Raw genomic sequence first — 17491 nt, forward strand, 5'->3', positions numbered from 1 at the left:
GGCCGGGTCAGTTCGACTCGTCGCGTAGGTAGGTGTCGAGTGACCATTCGAGTCGGCTAACCTGTGGGTCCGGCCGGTCGAGTCGTTCATAGAGGCCGACCAGCGCGTCCGGGTCGACGTAGAGATACGGTCCCTCACCCGCCATCTGGACAAGCGGGTCGCGACCCCGAGATGCCTGGGGGGTGTCGGTCCAGTCGTCACCCATTCGGTCGGCGAGCCATCGGTCGAGCATCGCACGCATTTCTGTGGCTCGGTCGGTGTCCTCGGCGATACGATTGGTCGTGAGGTGCGGGTCCGCCTGCATGTCGTGGAGAAGTTCCAATCCGTCATTCGGGAGGTCGGGGTCGTTGTACTCGCCGGGCAGCGAGAACACACCGGGGTGGTACAGTCGGATGTAGACGTCATCGTCGTGATACAGCGCTCGCCCGAACGTGTAGATGCCATGGCCGCTGACGAGGAACTCCCGGCCATCGAACTCTGCCTCGGTCAGTGCGGGCTGGAACGAGTCAGCGTCCCAGCCGGCGGGAACTTCGATATCGAACAGGTCACAGAGTGTCGCCATCAGGTCGAACTGATAGACGTAGCCGTCAGTCGACTCGCCCGCGCGGGCATCGGTGACGCCCGGCCACGAAACGATGAGCGGCACGCGCTGACACGGCGGGTGTGGCATCGCGTGTTCGGCGTAGATGCCGTGTTCACCCAGCGCCTCGCCGTGATCACCGGTCACGATGATCGCCGTCTCCTCGCGAACCCCGGTTGTCTCCAGCGCGTCGAGGAGTCGTTGCACCTCGGCGTCGACTTTCCGGATGGCTGCGTCGTAACCGTCGATGACGTGCTCGGCGTCAGCTCGCTCCTCAAACCGTTCGGGCATCGGCCACTCGCTGTATTTCTCCTCGTACCACTCGGCGTCGTACTCCGCTGGATTTGGCCAGAGGTCGGCCGTTCTGGTGCCCGTGACGCCACGCTGAGATGCGATCGCGTCATCGTCTGGCCACTGTGCGGCCTCCCCTGACTCACGGACAGGTTCGACGTACTCCTCGATCCCCTGGTAGGGGTGGTGGACGTCCCAGAAGTTGACGTGCAGGAGCCAATCGTCATCTGTGGCGTGGCTATCAAGCCACGTTAGCGCGGCGTCAGTCACGTCCGCGCCATCCTCGACGGCGAGCAACCCCGTCTCTGCGGTTGGCTGAATCGCCTCCTGAAAGCCCGCACTGAAGTGATACGCCATATGGCGCTGGGTGAAACTGCTGACAGACGCCGTTCGAACGCCGTTTTGGGCGAGGTGCTGGAAGCTCAGGGGACGCTCGGGATCTGGATCGTGGCCACTTCCGGGATTGTCGTACCACTGGCCCTCGCCAAAGTGTGTCACGACGCCAGTTTCGATACCATGCCGGCATGTCGCGAGTGCCGTTCGCGAAGGGAGACACGGCGAGTCCGAGACGAAACAGCGATCGAACCGGACGCCGTCGTCGGCGATGGCGTCGACAGTCGGAGCGGTGTCCCGGTCATAGCCATAACAGCCGAGATGATCGGGACGGAGCGAGTCGATGTCCACAACTAACACGCGCATACCTCCTCGCTCTCGGCGACATCTCATAAACGCCGCGGCGGAGTGTTGGTCGACGGAGACACCTTCCCCAACCTAAAGTTGCTTGTCGGTTCGCCCAAACTATCCCAGCATGCGGACTGACCTATCAGGACGGACGGCGCTCGTGACGGGTGCCGGCCGTGGAAACGGTCGCGAAATCGCTCAGATGCTCGCCGAGAACGGAGCCAGCGTCGTCGTCAACGACCTCGATGAGGGGCCAGCCGAGGAGACTGTCGATGAGATTATGTCAGCAGGTGGCGACGCCGTCGCCGTTTCCGCGGACATCTCCGATGAGGCGGCTGTCCAGGCGATGGTCGAGACGGGGACCGACGCGCTCGGAACTATCGACCTCCTCGTGAACAACGCCGGTATCGGCCGGGGTGACCGATTCAAGAACAAGCCGGACGACACCTTCTGGAACCTCCAACTCGGCGTTCACCTCTGGGGGTCGATCTACTGCACCAAACACGTCCTCGACGGGATGCTCGACCAAGGGTATGGAAAGGTTGTCAACGTCACCTCGATTCATACGAAAAACGGCGTCGGCATGTCCCCGCAATACGACGTGACGAAGTACTCGCTTGTCGGGCTGACGAAGACGCTCGCGCTCGAACTCGGACGTGACGGGATTCGCGTCAATGCCGTTGCCCCTGGGTGGACCGAGACACGAATGACTGCAGATTTCGACGCAGAGACACGCGAACAGATTCTGAATCTCAACCCGTTGGATCGGTTCGCGAGCTCAGAAGAGATTGCAGAGGCGGTCCACTTCCTTTGTGCGCCAGCGAGCGACTACGTCAACGGCCACGAGCTTCGAGTCGACGGCGGTCAACAGCCCATCGACAGCTGGAAACACCGTTACGACGACTGAGATTCGATATCGAATTGGGTACGTCGACACCCCCAGTAGTGCCCTGGCGTAGTGTGTACTCGCTAACAGTCATCGGCCATTGCAACCGTGGTCCGGCCGTCAAAGTTGAGGATGACGGATTGGGTCGTATCGCCAAAGACGGCTTTTCCTGTCGGTGATCGTCTGACCCCGGCGATGAACACGTGATCACAGTCTGCAGTCTCTGCCTCCTCGACGACGACCGTCCCCCGCCCCCGACCGTCGAGGACGACGCCGCGTGTCTCGTAGTCGACGTCGATATCGGTGAGTTCCTCGGTAGCGACGTTCCGGGCGATGGTCTGGGCGTGATCCTTGATAGAGTCGGCCTGGTAAGTCGTCCGTTCGCTCGACGCGATGGTGTCGAGAATCTCTTGGTCGCGTTCGTATCCGTCTTTGCTGAGTGTCGCCAGCACGAGTAGGCTGGCATCGACCCCTGCGGCCAGTTCTCCAGCCTCTCGGACGAGGTCGTGACTTGCCTCTGATGAGTCGGCGACGACGAGTGCTCGCTGCATGGACTGGTCCCGACTGAATTGGGCGATGGTGATAAGCGTGTCTGTGATTGCCTCACGAACGAATCGTATCAGCGTTTGATGCGATGGTTCGACCGACAGCTCACCACGGAGCTACTCGTTCGGGGTGTGGGTCGACCGTCTCGGCCATCCGGTCGCTGAGGGTTGTGAGGAGGTCCGTCTGCACGTCATTGTACGCGGGGTCGTTCCAGTGGTTGACCGTCTCATCGATGTCCGATGAGAGGTCGTACAGTTCGCCAGCCCGATTCGGGCCGTGGTGGCGGACTAGCTTGTACTGGTCTGTCCGGACCATCGTCGCCCGAACGTCGGAGGCCCAGTGGGTGAGGTCGTACGCTTCGGCGTAGACGGACTCCCGGTGGTCCTCAAATGACTCCTCACCGACGAGCGCCCCGTGGAGCGACCGCCCCTGCATTCGGTTCGGTGGGTCGATGCCAGCCGCCTCACAGAGCGTCGGCGCGAGGTCGACGAGTTCGACCAGTGTGTCGGTCTCAGCACTGACATACGTGTCGGGCCACGAGATGACGAGCGGGACGCGCAGCGCCTCCTCATAGAAGAACGGGCCCTTGAGGTAGATACCGTGGTCACCAAGTTGCTCACCGTGGTCGCTGGTGAACACAACGATGGTATCCTCACGCTGGCCGGTCCGCTCAAGTGCTGACAGCACCCGCTCAACCGCGTCATCGAGTAAATCACACATCGCCCAGTAGGCCGCACGCAGGAGGCGGTGGTCGTCGTCGTCCATCTCGCTTGCCGGCCACATCTCCTCGTTGGCGTACGCCCCCTCGTGACAGACGGCCTGGATTGCGGGTTTCTCGGTGAGTTCGCCCGGCTCGTAGTTCGGGAGCGGGATATCGTCCAGCCGGTCGAGATACCGGTCGAGGTACGCCGCTGGCGGGTCGAACGGGTGATGGGGGTCATACGGGTTGAGCGAGAACAGCCAGGGGTCGTCACCCTCCGCTGTCGCCTCGATGAAGTCGACTGCTTGGTCGGCACACCACATCGTCTGTGAGTGCTCGGGCGCGACAGAGGTTGTGACGTACGCCGAGCTGTCGACTGGCGTTGGGTCGTACTCGACTCCCTCCGCTCGCAGCCACCGCCGGTACTCGTTCGTGAGGTGGACGTAACGACTCCCGTGCGCCCAGTTGAACTCCGCGTACCCGTCATCGATGCGTCGTTCAGGCATCGACCCCTCGGGACGGGTCGGACTACACGGCGAAAGGTGAAGTTTCCCTGCCAGTCCGCACGTGTACCCCGCGTCAGCGAACGACCGCGTGACTGGGGTTTCACGGTCGGGAATCGGGTGACCGTTCCCACGGACCCCCGTCGTTCGCGGATACCGGCCCGTGAGGAAGCTCGCCCGACTCGGTGAGCAAACGGGTGACTGTGCGAACGCGCGGGTGAACTGCATCCCCGACTCGGCGAGTGAGTCAAGCGTTGGCGTCTCGACGAACTCGTTGCCATAACAGCCCAGCGTGTCCCATCGTTGTTGGTCAGTACACACCCAGAGGATGTTCGGTCGGTCTGTCACTGTCGACACCTCCAGAGAGGCGGTGTGACGACGTCTGGTGGCTTACTACTGCTCACGGTATGCAAGGTAGTCCTCGTCTTGCATCACGACACTTCGCCCGCCGTCGACGACGAGATTTGCTCCCGTGATGAAAGCGGCATCGTCGCTGGCGAGAAATGCTGCTACGCCGGCAACGTCTGCAGGCGTGCCAATTCTCCCCGTTGGGTGCATCGCCTCGATACGGTCACGGTCGACATCGGCCAACTCCTCGCGAGTGCGAGCAATCTCAACCCAGCCGGGGTTGATGGTGTTGACACGAATTCCGTGTGGGCTGAAGTCGAGCGCCATCGCCCGCGTCATGCCGTTGATGCCTGCCTTGACCGCATTGTACGGGAAGATACCGGGCATCGTCAGTAGGGCGTGATTCGAAGACATGTTGAGCACGCTTGCACCCTCCTGCATGTGTTCGACGGCGTGTTTCGCACAGAGCCAGAACGAGCGGAAATCTGTCTCGAGGACGAACGCCCAGTCATCCATCGTCGCGTCCTGTGCGGTGGTCTCGGTCTGGACACCAGCATTGTTTACCAGCACGTCGAGGCTTCCGTACTCCTCGACGGTGGCCGTGACAAGCGCCTCGATGTCATCGGGGTCGCGCATGTCCGCTCGGACGAACCGAGCGACCCCCCCTGCCTCTCGGATGTCGTCAACCACGGCCGCGCCTGGTTCCTCTGAGCGGCCCGTGACGACGACGTTTGCACCTTCGGCGGCGAATCGCTTTGCGACGCCTGCCCCGATTCCTCTCGTGCTCCCAGTGACAAGCACAGTCTTCTGGTCAAACCGGCCAGTGACGGCGTTTGCTGTCGGATCGGTCGTCCGCGGGGTCATGAGTCGGTCGGCATCGGTGGGTGTGTTATCCGGCATCCTCACCACTCCGCGACGCTACCGTCATCGTGACGCCAGACGGGGTTGTGCCAGTCGACTTCGCGCTCTGCCTGCTCACGGATGTAATCGACGTTCATCTCGATACCTAGGCCGGGGTCGGTCGGGAGGTCGACGTATCCCTCCTCGTACGTGAACACGTTCGGGTCGGCGAGATAATCGAGCACGTCACCACCCTTGTTGTAGTGGATGTTGAGGCTCTGTTCCTGGATAAGCGCGTTGTGCGAGCAGGCGTCGACCTGAACGCAAGCCGCCAGTGCAATGGGCCCAAGCGGACAGTGCGGGGCGAGTGCGACGTCGTACGCTTCGGCCATGCTGGCGATTTTTTTCACCTCCGTGATGCCGCCGGCGTGTGAGAGGTCCGGCTGGATGATGTCGACCGCACCATCGTTGAAGATCTGCTTGAAGTCCCAGCGGGAGAACATCCGCTCACCGGTCGCGATGGGAATCGAGGTGTGTGCGGCGATATCTGGCAGTGACTCGTTTTGCTCGGGTAACACTGGTTCTTCGATGAAGAATGGGTCGTACGGTTCGAGTGCACTCGCCAGGCGTTTGGCCATCGGTTTGGCGACCCGGCCGTGGAAGTCGACGCCGATGTCGATTTCTGGTCCAACGGCCTTCCGGACCGACGCGATGCGGTCGGCCGCATCTGTGACACTCTGTGGTGTATCGACCGAGCGCATCTCGGAGGTCGCATTCATCTTCAGCGCGGTGAACCCCTCATCAACCTTTTCGCGGGCAGCCTCGCCGACCTCAGCGGGCCGGTCGCCCCCAATCCACTGATAGACACGGACACGGTCTCGTGCTCGCCCGCCAAGCAGGTCGTACACCGGAGTTTCGAAGTGCTTGCCCTTCAGGTCCCACAGCGCCTGATCGATGCCGGCAATAGCACTCATGAGAATCGGCCCACCGCGATAGAACCCGCCGCGGTACATCCGCTGCCAGTGGTCCTCGATATGGTGTGGGTCCTCGCCCAGCAGGTAGTTGTTCATTAGCTCCTCGACGGCCGTCCGGACCGTCTTCGAGCGACCCTCGATGACTGGTTCACCCCAACCAACGAGACCATCGCTCGTCTCGACCCGGAGGAACAACCAGCGTGGGGGGACCTCGAACAGTTCGTAGTCAACGATTTTCGACATATGCTACGAAGCACCAATCGACGGTGTGCTATTAACGCTTTGTGTCCAGCGTCAGTCGCTCGAACTGAACTGGCTTCTTGGGAACGGCTTATCACCCTCGCAGACGCGAGGCACGCTATGACGACGGATCAGCCCGTTCCAACCCGCGTCGCAGATACACGCTGTGCGACCGGCGAAGGTCCACTGTGGCATCCCGATGAGGAATGTCTCTACTGGGTCGACATTCCTGCCGGTGACCTCTTTCGGTACGACCCAGAGACAGACACCCATCGGCTCGTCGACCAGCGAGCGCCTATCGGAGGCGTCACCGTCGAGCAAGATGGCGCACTCGTGTTGTTCGGGGCCAAAGGGCGGGTCACCCGCTGGGTCGGCGGCGAGACGACGACGCTGATCGAATCGCTCCCTGAGGAGGGCGATAGCCGGTTCAACGATGTTTTTCCCGACCCACAGGGTCGAGTGTTCGCTGGGACGATGCCGACCAAAGCCCGCCTTGGTAGTCTGTACCGACTCAACGCGTCGACCACCTCTGCTCATACACCTGAGGTTCACCGGGTGGAGACTGGGTTGGCGATTCCGAATGGGATGGATCTCACCCCCGAGGGCACGGCGATGTACCTCACCGTCTCGGACGAACGGACGATCTACCGCTACGCATACGATATATCGACAGGAGAACTGTCCGACTGCGAGACGTTCGTCGAGGTCCCCGAGGGGGAGGGCGTCCCTGACGGGTTGGCGGTGGATGTCGAGGGTGGGGTCTGGTCGGCGCGATGGAATGGCGGCTGTTTGATTCGGTATACCCCTGTGGGTCGGGAAGACCAACGAGTCGAACTTCCTGCCCAGAAGGTCTCCAGCGTCACGTTCGGCGGGCCATCGTACACGGACCTCTATATCACCACTGCCGGAGGCGATAATCGAGCAACCGAAGGCGACGGCGCAGGGGCCCTATTTCGGCTTGACGCACCGGTCGCGGGCCGGCCACCGTTTCGGTCTGCCTTGTCTCCGGGGGAGTCAGCAACCGGGTCGCCACAGAGTTAACTCGACTCGGCCATAGCATCAGGCGAGATGGCATCCGACCGTGAGGCCTGTTGTACCCCCGGACGTGACTGCGATGCCGAGTTACCACCCGATGACTCCTGCAGTACTGAGACGGGCGAAGTGACAACCTCGACTGGGATGGTCAGACTATCCGGGGGGACGTTCACGATGGGCAGTGACGGAAATGAGGCCCATCCGGAGGACGGTGAGGGACCACTCCGTGAGGTGACGGTCGCCCCGTTCCTTATCGACCGCTGTGCCGTGACGAACGCGGAGTTCTTCCGCTTCGTCGATGAAACAGGGTATACGACTGACGCAGAGCGATACGGATGGTCGTTCGTCTTCAGGGGATTCGTCGACAACACCGAACCGGATTACGTCCTCGACACGGTCACTGAGACACCTTGGTGGGTGGCCGTTAAGGGAGCGACATGGCTTGCCCCCGAGGGGCCGGGATCGAATGTCCTCAGAGACCGACTTGACCACCCCGTCGTCCATGTCTCGCACAACGACGCACGGGCGTATTGCTCATGGGCCGGGAAACGACTGCTCACAGAAGCGGAATGGGAGTATGCCGCTCGTGGTGGTCTCGTGGGAGCGCGTTTCCCTTGGGGTGAAGACCTCAAACCTGAGGGGGAACACCGCTGTAACATTTGGCAGGGGACGTTTCCAGAGGAGAACACGGCTGCAGACGGCTATCGCGGTACCGCTCCTGTCGACGCGTACTCACCGAATGGCTACGGACTCTCGAACACAATAGGGAACGTCTGGGAGTGGTGTGCGGACTGGTTCAGCCCGACTTACCATAGGACACCTGCGGCAGACCAGATGAACCCAACCGGGCCACCGGATGGGACGGCTCGTGTGATGCGTGGTGGGTCGTATCTCTGTCACGACTCGTACTGTAATCGCTATCGAGTCGCAGCCCGCTCGCAGAACACGGCCGACAGCTCGACGGGCAATCTCGGCTTTCGCTGTGCGCGTGACGTCAACTCGGCCGACTGACGGCACTACTGACGACAACGTGGCTGTTGGAGTGTCGGAGCAACCTCACGTCGCGCTCACGATCTTGGATGACTCTCGCTTGGATGACCCCCGATAGCTACAGTGGCGCAGGTCATTCGGTCGAACCATGCATCGACATGACCGTCTCGACGCGTATCTCGACGCGAATGACCTTGCCGCAGTCTGGTTCGGCCAGCCGAACAACTTCACTTGGCTAACCGGCGGGAGCAACGTTGTCAGCCGGGCAAACTCGGTCGGCATCGGCGCAGCTGGATATGATGGTGATTCCGTCACGGTCGTGACCAACAACATCGAGGCCCAGCGACTCCGCGATGAGGAAATAGACGACGACGTCACCATTGAGACGTTCGACTGGCATGCCTCATCGCTATCAGCCGCTGTCGCGGGGGTCTCTCCACAGCCTGCGGCAGCTGACTTCGATGTGCAGGGATTCGAGTCGGTCGACGCCTCCCCACTTCGACAGCCCCTCACACCGAATGATATCGAGACCTATCGATCGCTCGGAAAGGACACAGCGGCTGCTGTGGAGTCTGTCGTTCGAGAACTCACACCGTCGACGACAGAACACGAAGCGGCCACTGAGCTTCGATATGTCCTTGAGCAACAGGGTTGTCGCGTGCCAGTCGCGCTCGTTGGCGGTGAGGACCGCGCTCAAGCGTATCGCCACTTTACACCATCGACGACGCCTGTCGATGGATACGCTATTGCATCGGTGACGGCGGTGCGTGATGGTATGGCTATAAGCATGACTCGGACCGTGGCGTTTGACCCTCCGTCGTGGCTTGGCGAACGCCACGCTGCGGCAGCTCAGGTTGAGGTGAGTGCGTTGGCGGCGACGCAATCGAACGGACGTGCAGGAGGGGCGGCAGGTGACGTGTTTGAGGCGATTCAGGACGCCTATGCTGCCGTCGGTTTCGAGGAGGAGTGGCGACATCATCACCAAGGTGGTGCCGCAGGGTTCGCGGGTCGCGAATGGATTGCCTCACCACACCACGTCGCACCAGTCACTCTCCCGATGGGATACGCGTACAACCCGACAGTCCAAGGAGCGAAAAGCGAGGGGACCGCGCTTGTCACAGCAGACACAGTCGAACCACTCACCCCTTCTCAGGAATGGCCGATTCAGTCGGTGACGAGCGTCAACGATGCGTTGACGCTTGAACGGCCAGCAATTCTCTACCAATAAGGGCTCACTCCCTGAATGAAAACAAGGGGTTGGCAGGAGACTCTGGAGAACAGTGGCCACCTGATCTTCGGCGTGGTTTTCCTACTGTGGGAATTCCGGCAACCGGCCGAGTGCGGCCTTCTCTCCGAGAATCAAATGACATTCGAATAACCGCTTTAGTTGCGTGCGTTCACGTATGAGAAACGGATACAGCGTGTCTAGGTCGAAATAGCGAGGACCACCGCCTAACACGCGTACTTTTGTTATAGGCCGTTCACTGTCAGGAACATCACAGCGAGAATAGACGCGTACGTTTCCTCATTGTGAATGGGTGTCCCGAGGGCGGCGAGCCTGTGGCAAAGAAATGGTGTGGCGAAACGCGAAGAGTACACTCTGCAATTGTGACATTTGACACAATCTATTTATAATGTCGCCCGTTTGATTGGTTGTATACGAGGTCAACCTCCCCACCAGCTGTGAACTCCCTTGTGTGAATTAGCGTCAGCGTGACCTCGTATACCGCTGTCTGGAGCATTTTCCTCGAGCAGTGGCCCTTTCGTCAGTGAAACAGGAATTTGAAGCCCTCCCTGCTATCAACAGATTTCTTGAGAGTGGGCCGTCACATACATCACTCTCTTGCAGCGTTATTTTCACTTCCAAATCTCCGAATACACTTTTCTCAAAAGCGGCATTATATTATAAATATGAGCAAATAGGTACAGAAATCTCTTTTAAACTCCCTCAATGGCGGCAGATGTGCGATGACCCTTACAAATAGCCAGATTTTGTTATAATTTTGTAGTTTTACTTCGTAGCGTGTTTATGGGCCTAAAGGCTTCTCTAATTGAAGATTCACTTATTTCTCCGGAGTAAGAAACGTCTCACGAACCTGGCTTCCCACCTGGCTATCTTACAGTTCCATTCAATTAGACGAATTGATTTCTAATCAGTTATTATATGAAAATTGTACTTGTCGCCAAGTATAACAATGGCTAGTTGTGAAACACCCGTATATGTGTACTCATATGGAAGAAAACCCCTCCCGGTGCCCTGAGTGTAGTCACTCTCCGCTTCAGGTCTTTGCTCACGTTGATCGTCTCGAATGCCTCGATTGCGGGTCGACAATCTCTAGACACAGATAGGGAAACCGACGAACTCTCGCACTGAGGGATAGGGCTTACTCCTTGCACTTCCGCAACCTGATTTACTCGTGGACTGATTCGGCGTATGTTAGTTTCCGGTCACGCTATCGCCGGAATCGCTCGGCTCACAATGGACTTCGAAGCGGGCTCCCCCATTGGTTGCCGTCATTGCTTCGACCGACCAACCATGAGCGGCGACGATGTCATTGACGATGGTCAATCCGAATCCGATGCCACCGTTCGAAGAGAGATGGCCTCGCTTGAAGAGTCCCTCTGGGGGCGATTTACCGAAGCCACGCCCATCGTCACTGACCGCGAATCCCCCATCGGCTAATCGCTCGACAGTAATCGTCTCTGCACGACCGTGTTCGAGTGCATTTCGGAACAGGTTCTCGAACACACGTCGAAGTTGACTTCGGTCACACGTTATCGTCCCGAGTGAGTCGGCATCGAGTGTTTCACCACCTGTCGAGAGTCCTGTCCACGCATCTTCGATGAGGGTATCGAGTGAGACCGTCTCCTGATCGATTGTTCGGTCTGTGTTTCGAGCAAGCGTTAGGAGGTCTTCAATCAGCGTTGACATCCGGGAGTGTGCAGCTTCGATCTCCTCGAAGTGCTTGTCGGCGCCTGTCTCGTGAGCGATATCGGTATAGGCGACCGCTGCGGTCAGTGGCGTTCGTAAGTCATGGGCAACGACGCTCGCGAATTCATCAAGGCGCTCGTTAGTCTCACGGAGGTGCTGTTCGCGGTCGGCACGGATGAGCGCAGCTTCGGTTGCCGACGTGAGTATCTGGACGAGTTCAAGATCTTGCTCATCGTACTCACTGGCTACTGGCGTCCCGGTGCCGAGAACGCCATACTCTCCAACGGCGACGGCAAGCCCCGACCGAATACCCTCATAGCGGTCGTCGACGGTGCTCAGATCCTCATAGAGTATGTAACCGCTCTCAGCGAACACGTCCCACAACCTGCCATCTCCGGGTTCAAACGTCGGAAGTCTCGGAACTTGTTGTTGTGCAGCCACGCTACTGACTGTCGGCTGCAGTTTGTCTGCCGACTTCTCGTATTGCCAAAACGCCGTCAACGGGTGGCCGAGAACATCTGTCGCGGCATTAACGGTCAGTTGGATGATCTCCTCTGCATCTGCAGCCAGACTCAGCCGCCGGGTCGTCATCTGGAGGGCTTTGAGCTTCTCTTCGAATCGCCAGCGCTCGGTGACGTCATCCATGATGGCGTACACCTCATCGATAGACCCATCCGCTTCGCGAATCGGGATGGTCGAAAGGCGTATATTGCGTATCTCGCCGTCTTTCGTCTCCCGAGCGATCGTGACTCCACTGAGACACTCTCCGTCGAGTGAGCGTTCGAGTATTCGCTCTGAACGATCCAGCTTCTCATCAGGAACAAGCGGGTATCGCTCCCCGATGACTTCCGAAGCAAGATAGCCGAACATCTCTTCTGCCCCAGTGTTCCACTCGGTGACCACTCGCTGCCTGTCGACTGCGATAATCGCGAGAGGTGTTGCGTCGATAAGCGAACTGATACGGTTTGTCATCGTCTTCAACTCCCGCTGCCGTTGTTTCCTGAGCAGTTCATTGCCGACCCAGTCGGCAACGAGATTCACCAACGTGAGCTCAGGACCACTGGGGGGTTTTTCGCGGCCGGTATCACTTACCAGACAGAGCGTCCCATAGAGATCGCTCCCAACCCAGACTGGAATGCCTAGAAATGACTCCTGGGTGAGTTCCCGATAGGTCGCATGATCTGGTGCTGTTTCAGAGGCGTCTAAGAACCACTCGACACTCGCGGACTCAACGACGCGCTTACAATAGGTTTCCTCGAGATCGAAGACATCGCCCACAGCGATGTGCTCTCCGAGGGCATGGCTCGCGCGAATCTCGTAGTCATTGTCGCTGACTCGCGAGAGGAGCCCTGAATCAAACCCGAGCACCTCACAACACAACTCGAGTAGTGACGATACTTGCTCATCGAACGTTGCTTCTGGTGCTAGTATTATATCGTGAAATGAGTACAGAAACTCCCGGTCTCGTTTCAGTTCTGAGGCCGTATCGGCCAGCAACTCAGAGATGTTTTCGGGATGCGAACGACTGGTACCGTTCGTTGCGCTTCGTTGGCCTTCCGATTGAGCATGCTGGTGAGCGGTGGCATACGTCTCCAGACGTCGGGCAACCATCGACCCGTGTTCTTCGAAGTGTGCTGTTGGAATGATGTCGGTGACTCCCGCGTTAACGAGCTTTGTCTCGTCAACGGTCCCATCGGTGAGCGCCACGACTGGCGGTACCTCCTCAGAGCCCGTGAGACTCGAAATTCGGTCACTATCTACGTGAGAAGCAACGTCGACAATGACGCAGCCGACGTCGGTTGTGATTCGCTCATCGGCTCTAATCTCGACGCGTTTTCCCTTTCCCCCTTGCTCAAAGGCCGCACGCACCGTGTTGGCCGTGTCGTGTTCACTTGTAACCACCCCCAGGCGAAGCCGCCCTTTCCCTCCCTCAATTGCCATTGTCACCTGAGCCTTACAGAGCATCAAGATAAGCCTGTCACTTGGCAATCAACCAACACAGAATTCTATTCAATTATGAAACCTGATTGCCACACTACAAGCGAAGATTATTGGTCTGAACACCGATGAGTACTCCCTAGGAGAGTATCCGATGGTAGGCACTGTACTCATTGTGGACGATGACGAACAGATTCATCAGATCGTTCGGCATAAACTCGAACCAGAAACGACCGTTCACGCGGCTTTTGATGGATTGGAGGGGTGGGAGTTCCTCAACGACCACCCTGACGAGCAACCAGATCTCGTTCTGTTGGATCTGATGATGCCGCAGATGAACGGTGATGAGGTACTCAATCGCATTCGTGATGACGACCGATTCGATGACCTTCCAGTGATTATGCTTACATCCATGGGACGTGGTGAGGAGCCACTCGAAGAACGTCACCCCGGTGCGACCGTCTACATGGACAAACCGTTCTCACCAACCGAACTCGTCTCGCGCATTCGAGAGGCTGCTCGCCGAACCTGAATCGCCATGTTCCGCTAACCTCTAACGAATACGACTTGTCTTACCATCTGTACGATTGATGGAGAAAAGTCAGACTAATGTATTGGAGTAATGAATGGATTGTTTGCCGTTATGTCAGAGAATATATGACTCTGCGGTCGTACCTCAAAGCCCTCGGTCCTCGCTGTGGAAAATTTCCTCGGTGAAACCACGAACAAAAATTGTCGCTGAGACACAATGTATTTAATTAACTACTGTAATGCAGTGGCATGGGCCCCCTCGCGCTTCAGGCGATTACTATCGGTGCATTAGGCGGCGCCATTGGGTCAACCTTCTTTCTCTATCAAACGACCCGAACAACGACGCTAGACGCTCGCTGGACTAACTGGTCCCTCTTACCGATCTTCATCGCGACAGCCCTACTGAGCGCCGGCGCACTCACAACGCAACCCACTCACGACTCACCGTATTTCATCGCTGGAGTTGATATCCCATCATCGACAACTCACCTCCTCGGTACTGGAAGTATTATCCTTGCGTTGAGTCTCAGCACTGTCTCTTTCTGTTGGGTACTCGGAACGGTGCTGTTTCTGAGAGCAAAGACTGTCAAAGACCAGACGTGGTGGTGGTAATCCATGTTGCCCCGCGAACCGCCTCAGGCGACGCCCCGAGGCACCCAGCCTGTTTCTCGAGACCCCGACTTGGTAGCCCAACAGCCGTTGGCAGTACGATAATAGAATCCCACCCGGTACGAGCGAACGCCGGCACACTGTCAGAGGCACGCGATCGGTTCTCTCGACGAGGACCCTCAGGACGGCCACCAGCCGGGCACCGCTTTCTCCTCTCGGGGGTCCTCGACGAGCGACACACGGACTGGCACCACTCTCCCTCGCGCGACTGCCCGACTCGACACGCCGAGTCGGTCTGCACTCCATTTCGGCGATAAATCGTCTGTTACACCGCTCTGTGTTCGTTTCCGGCCACTATGGAGTGCAGACTGGGTACGCACCCCGCGTCGACACCGAACGCCGCTGTCCGGGCCACAGGACTCTCACAACTGCAGATGAGGGTATCCACGCATCCGCTCTTGGCCCCTCGCCGACTAACTAATAGATTCTGGGTTGACAGGTGCTGTGCCCAACGTGGGCAGCAACTATGACGACGAACGAGCACCACCAGGCGTCCACGGAGGAGCGTACGATGAACAGACGGCGCGTGCTGCGAGGAATCGGTGCGGGGACGATGGTCGTCGCGGGGACCGCCGGTATCGCGAGCGCAGGACAGAGCAAACTCAGATACAACTTCTACGGCTGCAGCCAGGTCTGTGTGAACAAGAGAGGAGTGAAGGCCGTCGTCTGGACCGGCCGAGAGACGAAGAAGGTGCGTATCACGGCGTCCTCGAACCGGAACGATCCCGCCGTCAGGGAGTGGAAATCCGTCTACTGCTACGAGGTCGACGACCCGAAGAAGATAATCGGTCTCTACTACGACGGACGGTACATCGAGAACGAGAACCGCTGTGCGATGAACGTGAAGGCCAAGTAATCGGCACTCTGTGACGGAGACGTCACGGCACGTCTCCGGTGGGTCGAATCGTCGCGAGTAGGCAGACCCCCCACGCGGGTCTCACTCGCGCTCTCTCTCTCTCGTCTTCGACACCGTCCTCGCCAGCACGCCGACCTGCGACGTTCGGCGTCAGTCGTCGGCGGCCGCGGCGGCGTCGCCTTCGATGCTCGGGGGGTACTTCCCGCGGTCGAGTTTCAGGTCCGAGGCCGGCCGCGCCATGCACGTCAGCGCGAACCGCTCGCCCTCCTCTTCGGTGAGGCCGCGGGCGGTCGCGACCTGCTGTTCGACCTCTCCCTCGACGATCTCGGCCGAACACGCCAGACACATCCCGACGCGACAGGAGTACTCCTGAGCGATACCCTCCTCGATGCAGCGACTCAGGATGGTCTGTTTGTCCGAACAGGAGATGGTCTCGCCGGTGCCGACGAACTCCACGGTGTACTCGGTCATGCCCTTCGCTTGGACGAAGCCCGTCAAAACTCTTGTTGGACTCCGGTGACCGTTCTCCCGGCGCGGATATCAGTAACCGTTTTGCCGCGGGACGGTCAGTGAGGGACATGACCACCCACGAGTACGACGTTACCGTCGTCGGCGCGGGGACCGCGGGCTGTTACGCCGCCGCGACGATCGCCAACGCTGGCCACAGCGTCGTCATCGTCGAACGAAAGACGGCCGAGGAGGCGGGTCACATCGCCTGCGGGGACGCGCTGAAGGGCGCGGCGAACTTCCCGAGCGCCATCCCCAAATCCCAGATCGAACCGGCGTTCACCAACACGGACGTCGACCACGGCCAGTTCGAGATTCCGGCCGAGGACGTCGTCCTCGACATCCCCATCCCCGGTGAACTCGCCGTCATCGACCGCTGGGAGTACGGCCGCCTGCTCATCGAAGGGGCCGACGACGCCGGCGTCGAGTTCCACTACGACACCGTCGTCCGCGACGTCACCCAGGCCGACGACGGCCGCGTCACCGGCGTCGAGGGCATCCGCAAGGGCGACCACGTCACCTACGACTCCGAGGTCGTCATCGACGGTGCGGGGTCGCTCTCCATCCTCCAGGACAAGGCCGACCTCTCGAACAGCACGTTCGACAAGAACGTCCGGTACTCGCAGTTCGCCTCGGCGTACCGCGAGATCGTCGAAGTCGACGAGCCCGTCGAGTGGTCCGACGCGCTCGTGTTCAAACCCACCAAGCGCTCGGCGGGCTACCTCTGGTACTTCCCGCGGACGCCCACCGAGATCAACGTCGGTCTCGGCTTCCAGATGAACGAAGAGCCGATGAAGCTCGTCGGCGACCTCCGCGAGGACCTCCAACAGCGCCCGGAGTTCGAGAACGCCACCGTCACGGACAAACTCGGCGCTGCCCTGCCGACACGCCGGACCTACGACTCGGCGACCGCGCCGGGGTTCATCGCCGCCGGCGACGCCGCCGCCCACGTCAACCCCATCTCGGGTGGCGGCATCGCCGGTGCGGCCTACGCCGGTCAGTACGCCGCCGAGCAGGCCCTCGAAGCAATCGAGCACGACGACCACAGCGAGGAGCGCCTCTGGCGGTACAACGAGCGCGTGATGGACCACTTCGGCGGGCGCTACGCCGCACTCGACATCTACAACATCTTCGCGACGGCCTACGACCTCGACGACCTGATGAGCCTCATCGCTGCCCTCCCCGGACAGCAGCTCTCGGAAGCGCTCTACTCGGGGAGTTCCAGCATCAACCCCGCGCTCGCGGTCAAGACGCTCTGGAAGTCCCGCGGCCACTGGGGGACGATGTTCGACTTCTACAAGACGAAACGCCTCGCCGACCGCCTGCTCGCCCACTACGAGAACTACCCCGACAGCCCCCACGAGTTCCGCGGCTGGCAGATTCGCCGCGACCGCATCATGGACGACATCTACGCGACGACGGGCGCGGAAGCGAAGTACTAGGT

General features: G+C 59.6%; 14 protein-coding genes. 7 read left to right on the plus strand and 7 right to left on the minus strand.

Going from position 1 to position 17491, the window contains the following annotated elements; all coding sequences use genetic code 11:
• Positions 1–7: 7 nt before the first annotated feature.
• Entirely contained in the window at positions 8–1597 is a 1590-nt protein-coding gene (locus tag M1L36_RS01330; RefSeq protein WP_369694195.1) for a sulfatase family protein, read from the minus strand.
• Between the two features lie 82 nt (positions 1598–1679).
• Here M1L36_RS01330 and M1L36_RS01335 point away from each other — a divergent pair, with 82 nt between their 5' ends.
• Complete coding sequence (locus M1L36_RS01335) at positions 1680–2459, plus strand: SDR family NAD(P)-dependent oxidoreductase (RefSeq protein ID WP_250871903.1); 780 nt, start codon at positions 1680–1682, stop codon at positions 2457–2459.
• A gap of 62 nt (positions 2460–2521) precedes the next feature.
• Here M1L36_RS01335 and M1L36_RS01340 read toward each other — a convergent pair whose 3' ends face one another.
• From M1L36_RS01340 to dgoD, 4 genes are all read right to left on the minus strand, one after another.
• Entirely contained in the window at positions 2522–2989 is a 468-nt protein-coding gene (locus tag M1L36_RS01340; protein ID WP_250871904.1) for a universal stress protein, read from the minus strand.
• Positions 2990–3089: 100 nt separating this feature from the next.
• Positions 3090–4544 carry a sulfatase family protein gene (locus tag M1L36_RS01345; protein ID WP_369694196.1) on the minus strand — a complete coding sequence of 485 codons (1455 nt, stop codon included), beginning with the start codon at positions 4542–4544 and terminating at the stop codon, positions 3090–3092.
• A 36-nt stretch (positions 4545–4580) separates the two neighbouring features.
• Positions 4581–5399, minus strand: coding sequence for an SDR family NAD(P)-dependent oxidoreductase (locus tag M1L36_RS01350; RefSeq protein ID WP_369694207.1), 819 nt, complete (start codon positions 5397–5399; stop codon positions 4581–4583).
• 38 nt (positions 5400–5437) lie between these two features.
• Complete coding sequence (gene dgoD / locus M1L36_RS01355) at positions 5438–6592, minus strand: galactonate dehydratase (protein ID WP_250871906.1); 1155 nt, start codon at positions 6590–6592, stop codon at positions 5438–5440.
• A gap of 117 nt (positions 6593–6709) precedes the next feature.
• Between dgoD and M1L36_RS01360 the strand changes: the two genes are divergently transcribed.
• From M1L36_RS01360 to M1L36_RS01370, 3 genes are all read left to right on the plus strand, one after another.
• Complete coding sequence (locus M1L36_RS01360; RefSeq protein WP_250871907.1) at positions 6710–7630, plus strand: SMP-30/gluconolactonase/LRE family protein; 921 nt, start codon at positions 6710–6712, stop codon at positions 7628–7630.
• Between the two features lie 27 nt (positions 7631–7657).
• On the plus strand, positions 7658–8635 hold the full coding sequence (locus M1L36_RS01365; RefSeq protein WP_250871908.1) for a formylglycine-generating enzyme family protein: 978 nt from the start codon (positions 7658–7660) through the stop codon (positions 8633–8635).
• A gap of 127 nt (positions 8636–8762) precedes the next feature.
• Entirely contained in the window at positions 8763–9842 is a 1080-nt protein-coding gene (locus M1L36_RS01370) for a M24 family metallopeptidase (protein WP_250871909.1), read from the plus strand.
• A gap of 1209 nt (positions 9843–11051) precedes the next feature.
• On the opposite strand, the gene M1L36_RS01375 is transcribed toward M1L36_RS01370, so the two are convergent.
• The gene (locus M1L36_RS01375; RefSeq protein WP_250871910.1) at positions 11052–13487 is read right to left on the minus strand and encodes a PAS domain S-box protein; all 2436 of its coding nucleotides are present in this window, start codon (positions 13485–13487) and stop codon (positions 11052–11054) included.
• Positions 13488–13638: 151 nt separating this feature from the next.
• Here M1L36_RS01375 and M1L36_RS01380 point away from each other — a divergent pair, with 151 nt between their 5' ends.
• Positions 13639–14016 (plus strand): response regulator transcription factor, encoded by a 378-nt coding sequence (locus tag M1L36_RS01380; protein WP_250871912.1) that lies wholly within the window; start codon positions 13639–13641, stop codon positions 14014–14016.
• A gap of 1179 nt (positions 14017–15195) precedes the next feature.
• The gene (locus M1L36_RS01385; protein ID WP_250871913.1) at positions 15196–15540 is read left to right on the plus strand and encodes a hypothetical protein; all 345 of its coding nucleotides are present in this window, start codon (positions 15196–15198) and stop codon (positions 15538–15540) included.
• Between the two features lie 150 nt (positions 15541–15690).
• Here M1L36_RS01385 and M1L36_RS01390 read toward each other — a convergent pair whose 3' ends face one another.
• The gene (locus tag M1L36_RS01390) at positions 15691–16011 is read right to left on the minus strand and encodes a 2Fe-2S iron-sulfur cluster-binding protein (RefSeq protein ID WP_250871914.1); all 321 of its coding nucleotides are present in this window, start codon (positions 16009–16011) and stop codon (positions 15691–15693) included.
• 107 nt (positions 16012–16118) lie between these two features.
• Between M1L36_RS01390 and M1L36_RS01395 the strand changes: the two genes are divergently transcribed.
• On the plus strand, positions 16119–17489 hold the full coding sequence (locus tag M1L36_RS01395; protein WP_250871915.1) for a geranylgeranyl reductase family protein: 1371 nt from the start codon (positions 16119–16121) through the stop codon (positions 17487–17489).
• Positions 17490–17491: the final 2 nt, after the last annotated feature.

The sequence above is a fragment of the Halomarina rubra genome, from assembly GCF_023699475.1.
Taxonomy (GTDB): domain Archaea; phylum Halobacteriota; class Halobacteria; order Halobacteriales; family Haloarculaceae; genus Halomarina; species Halomarina rubra.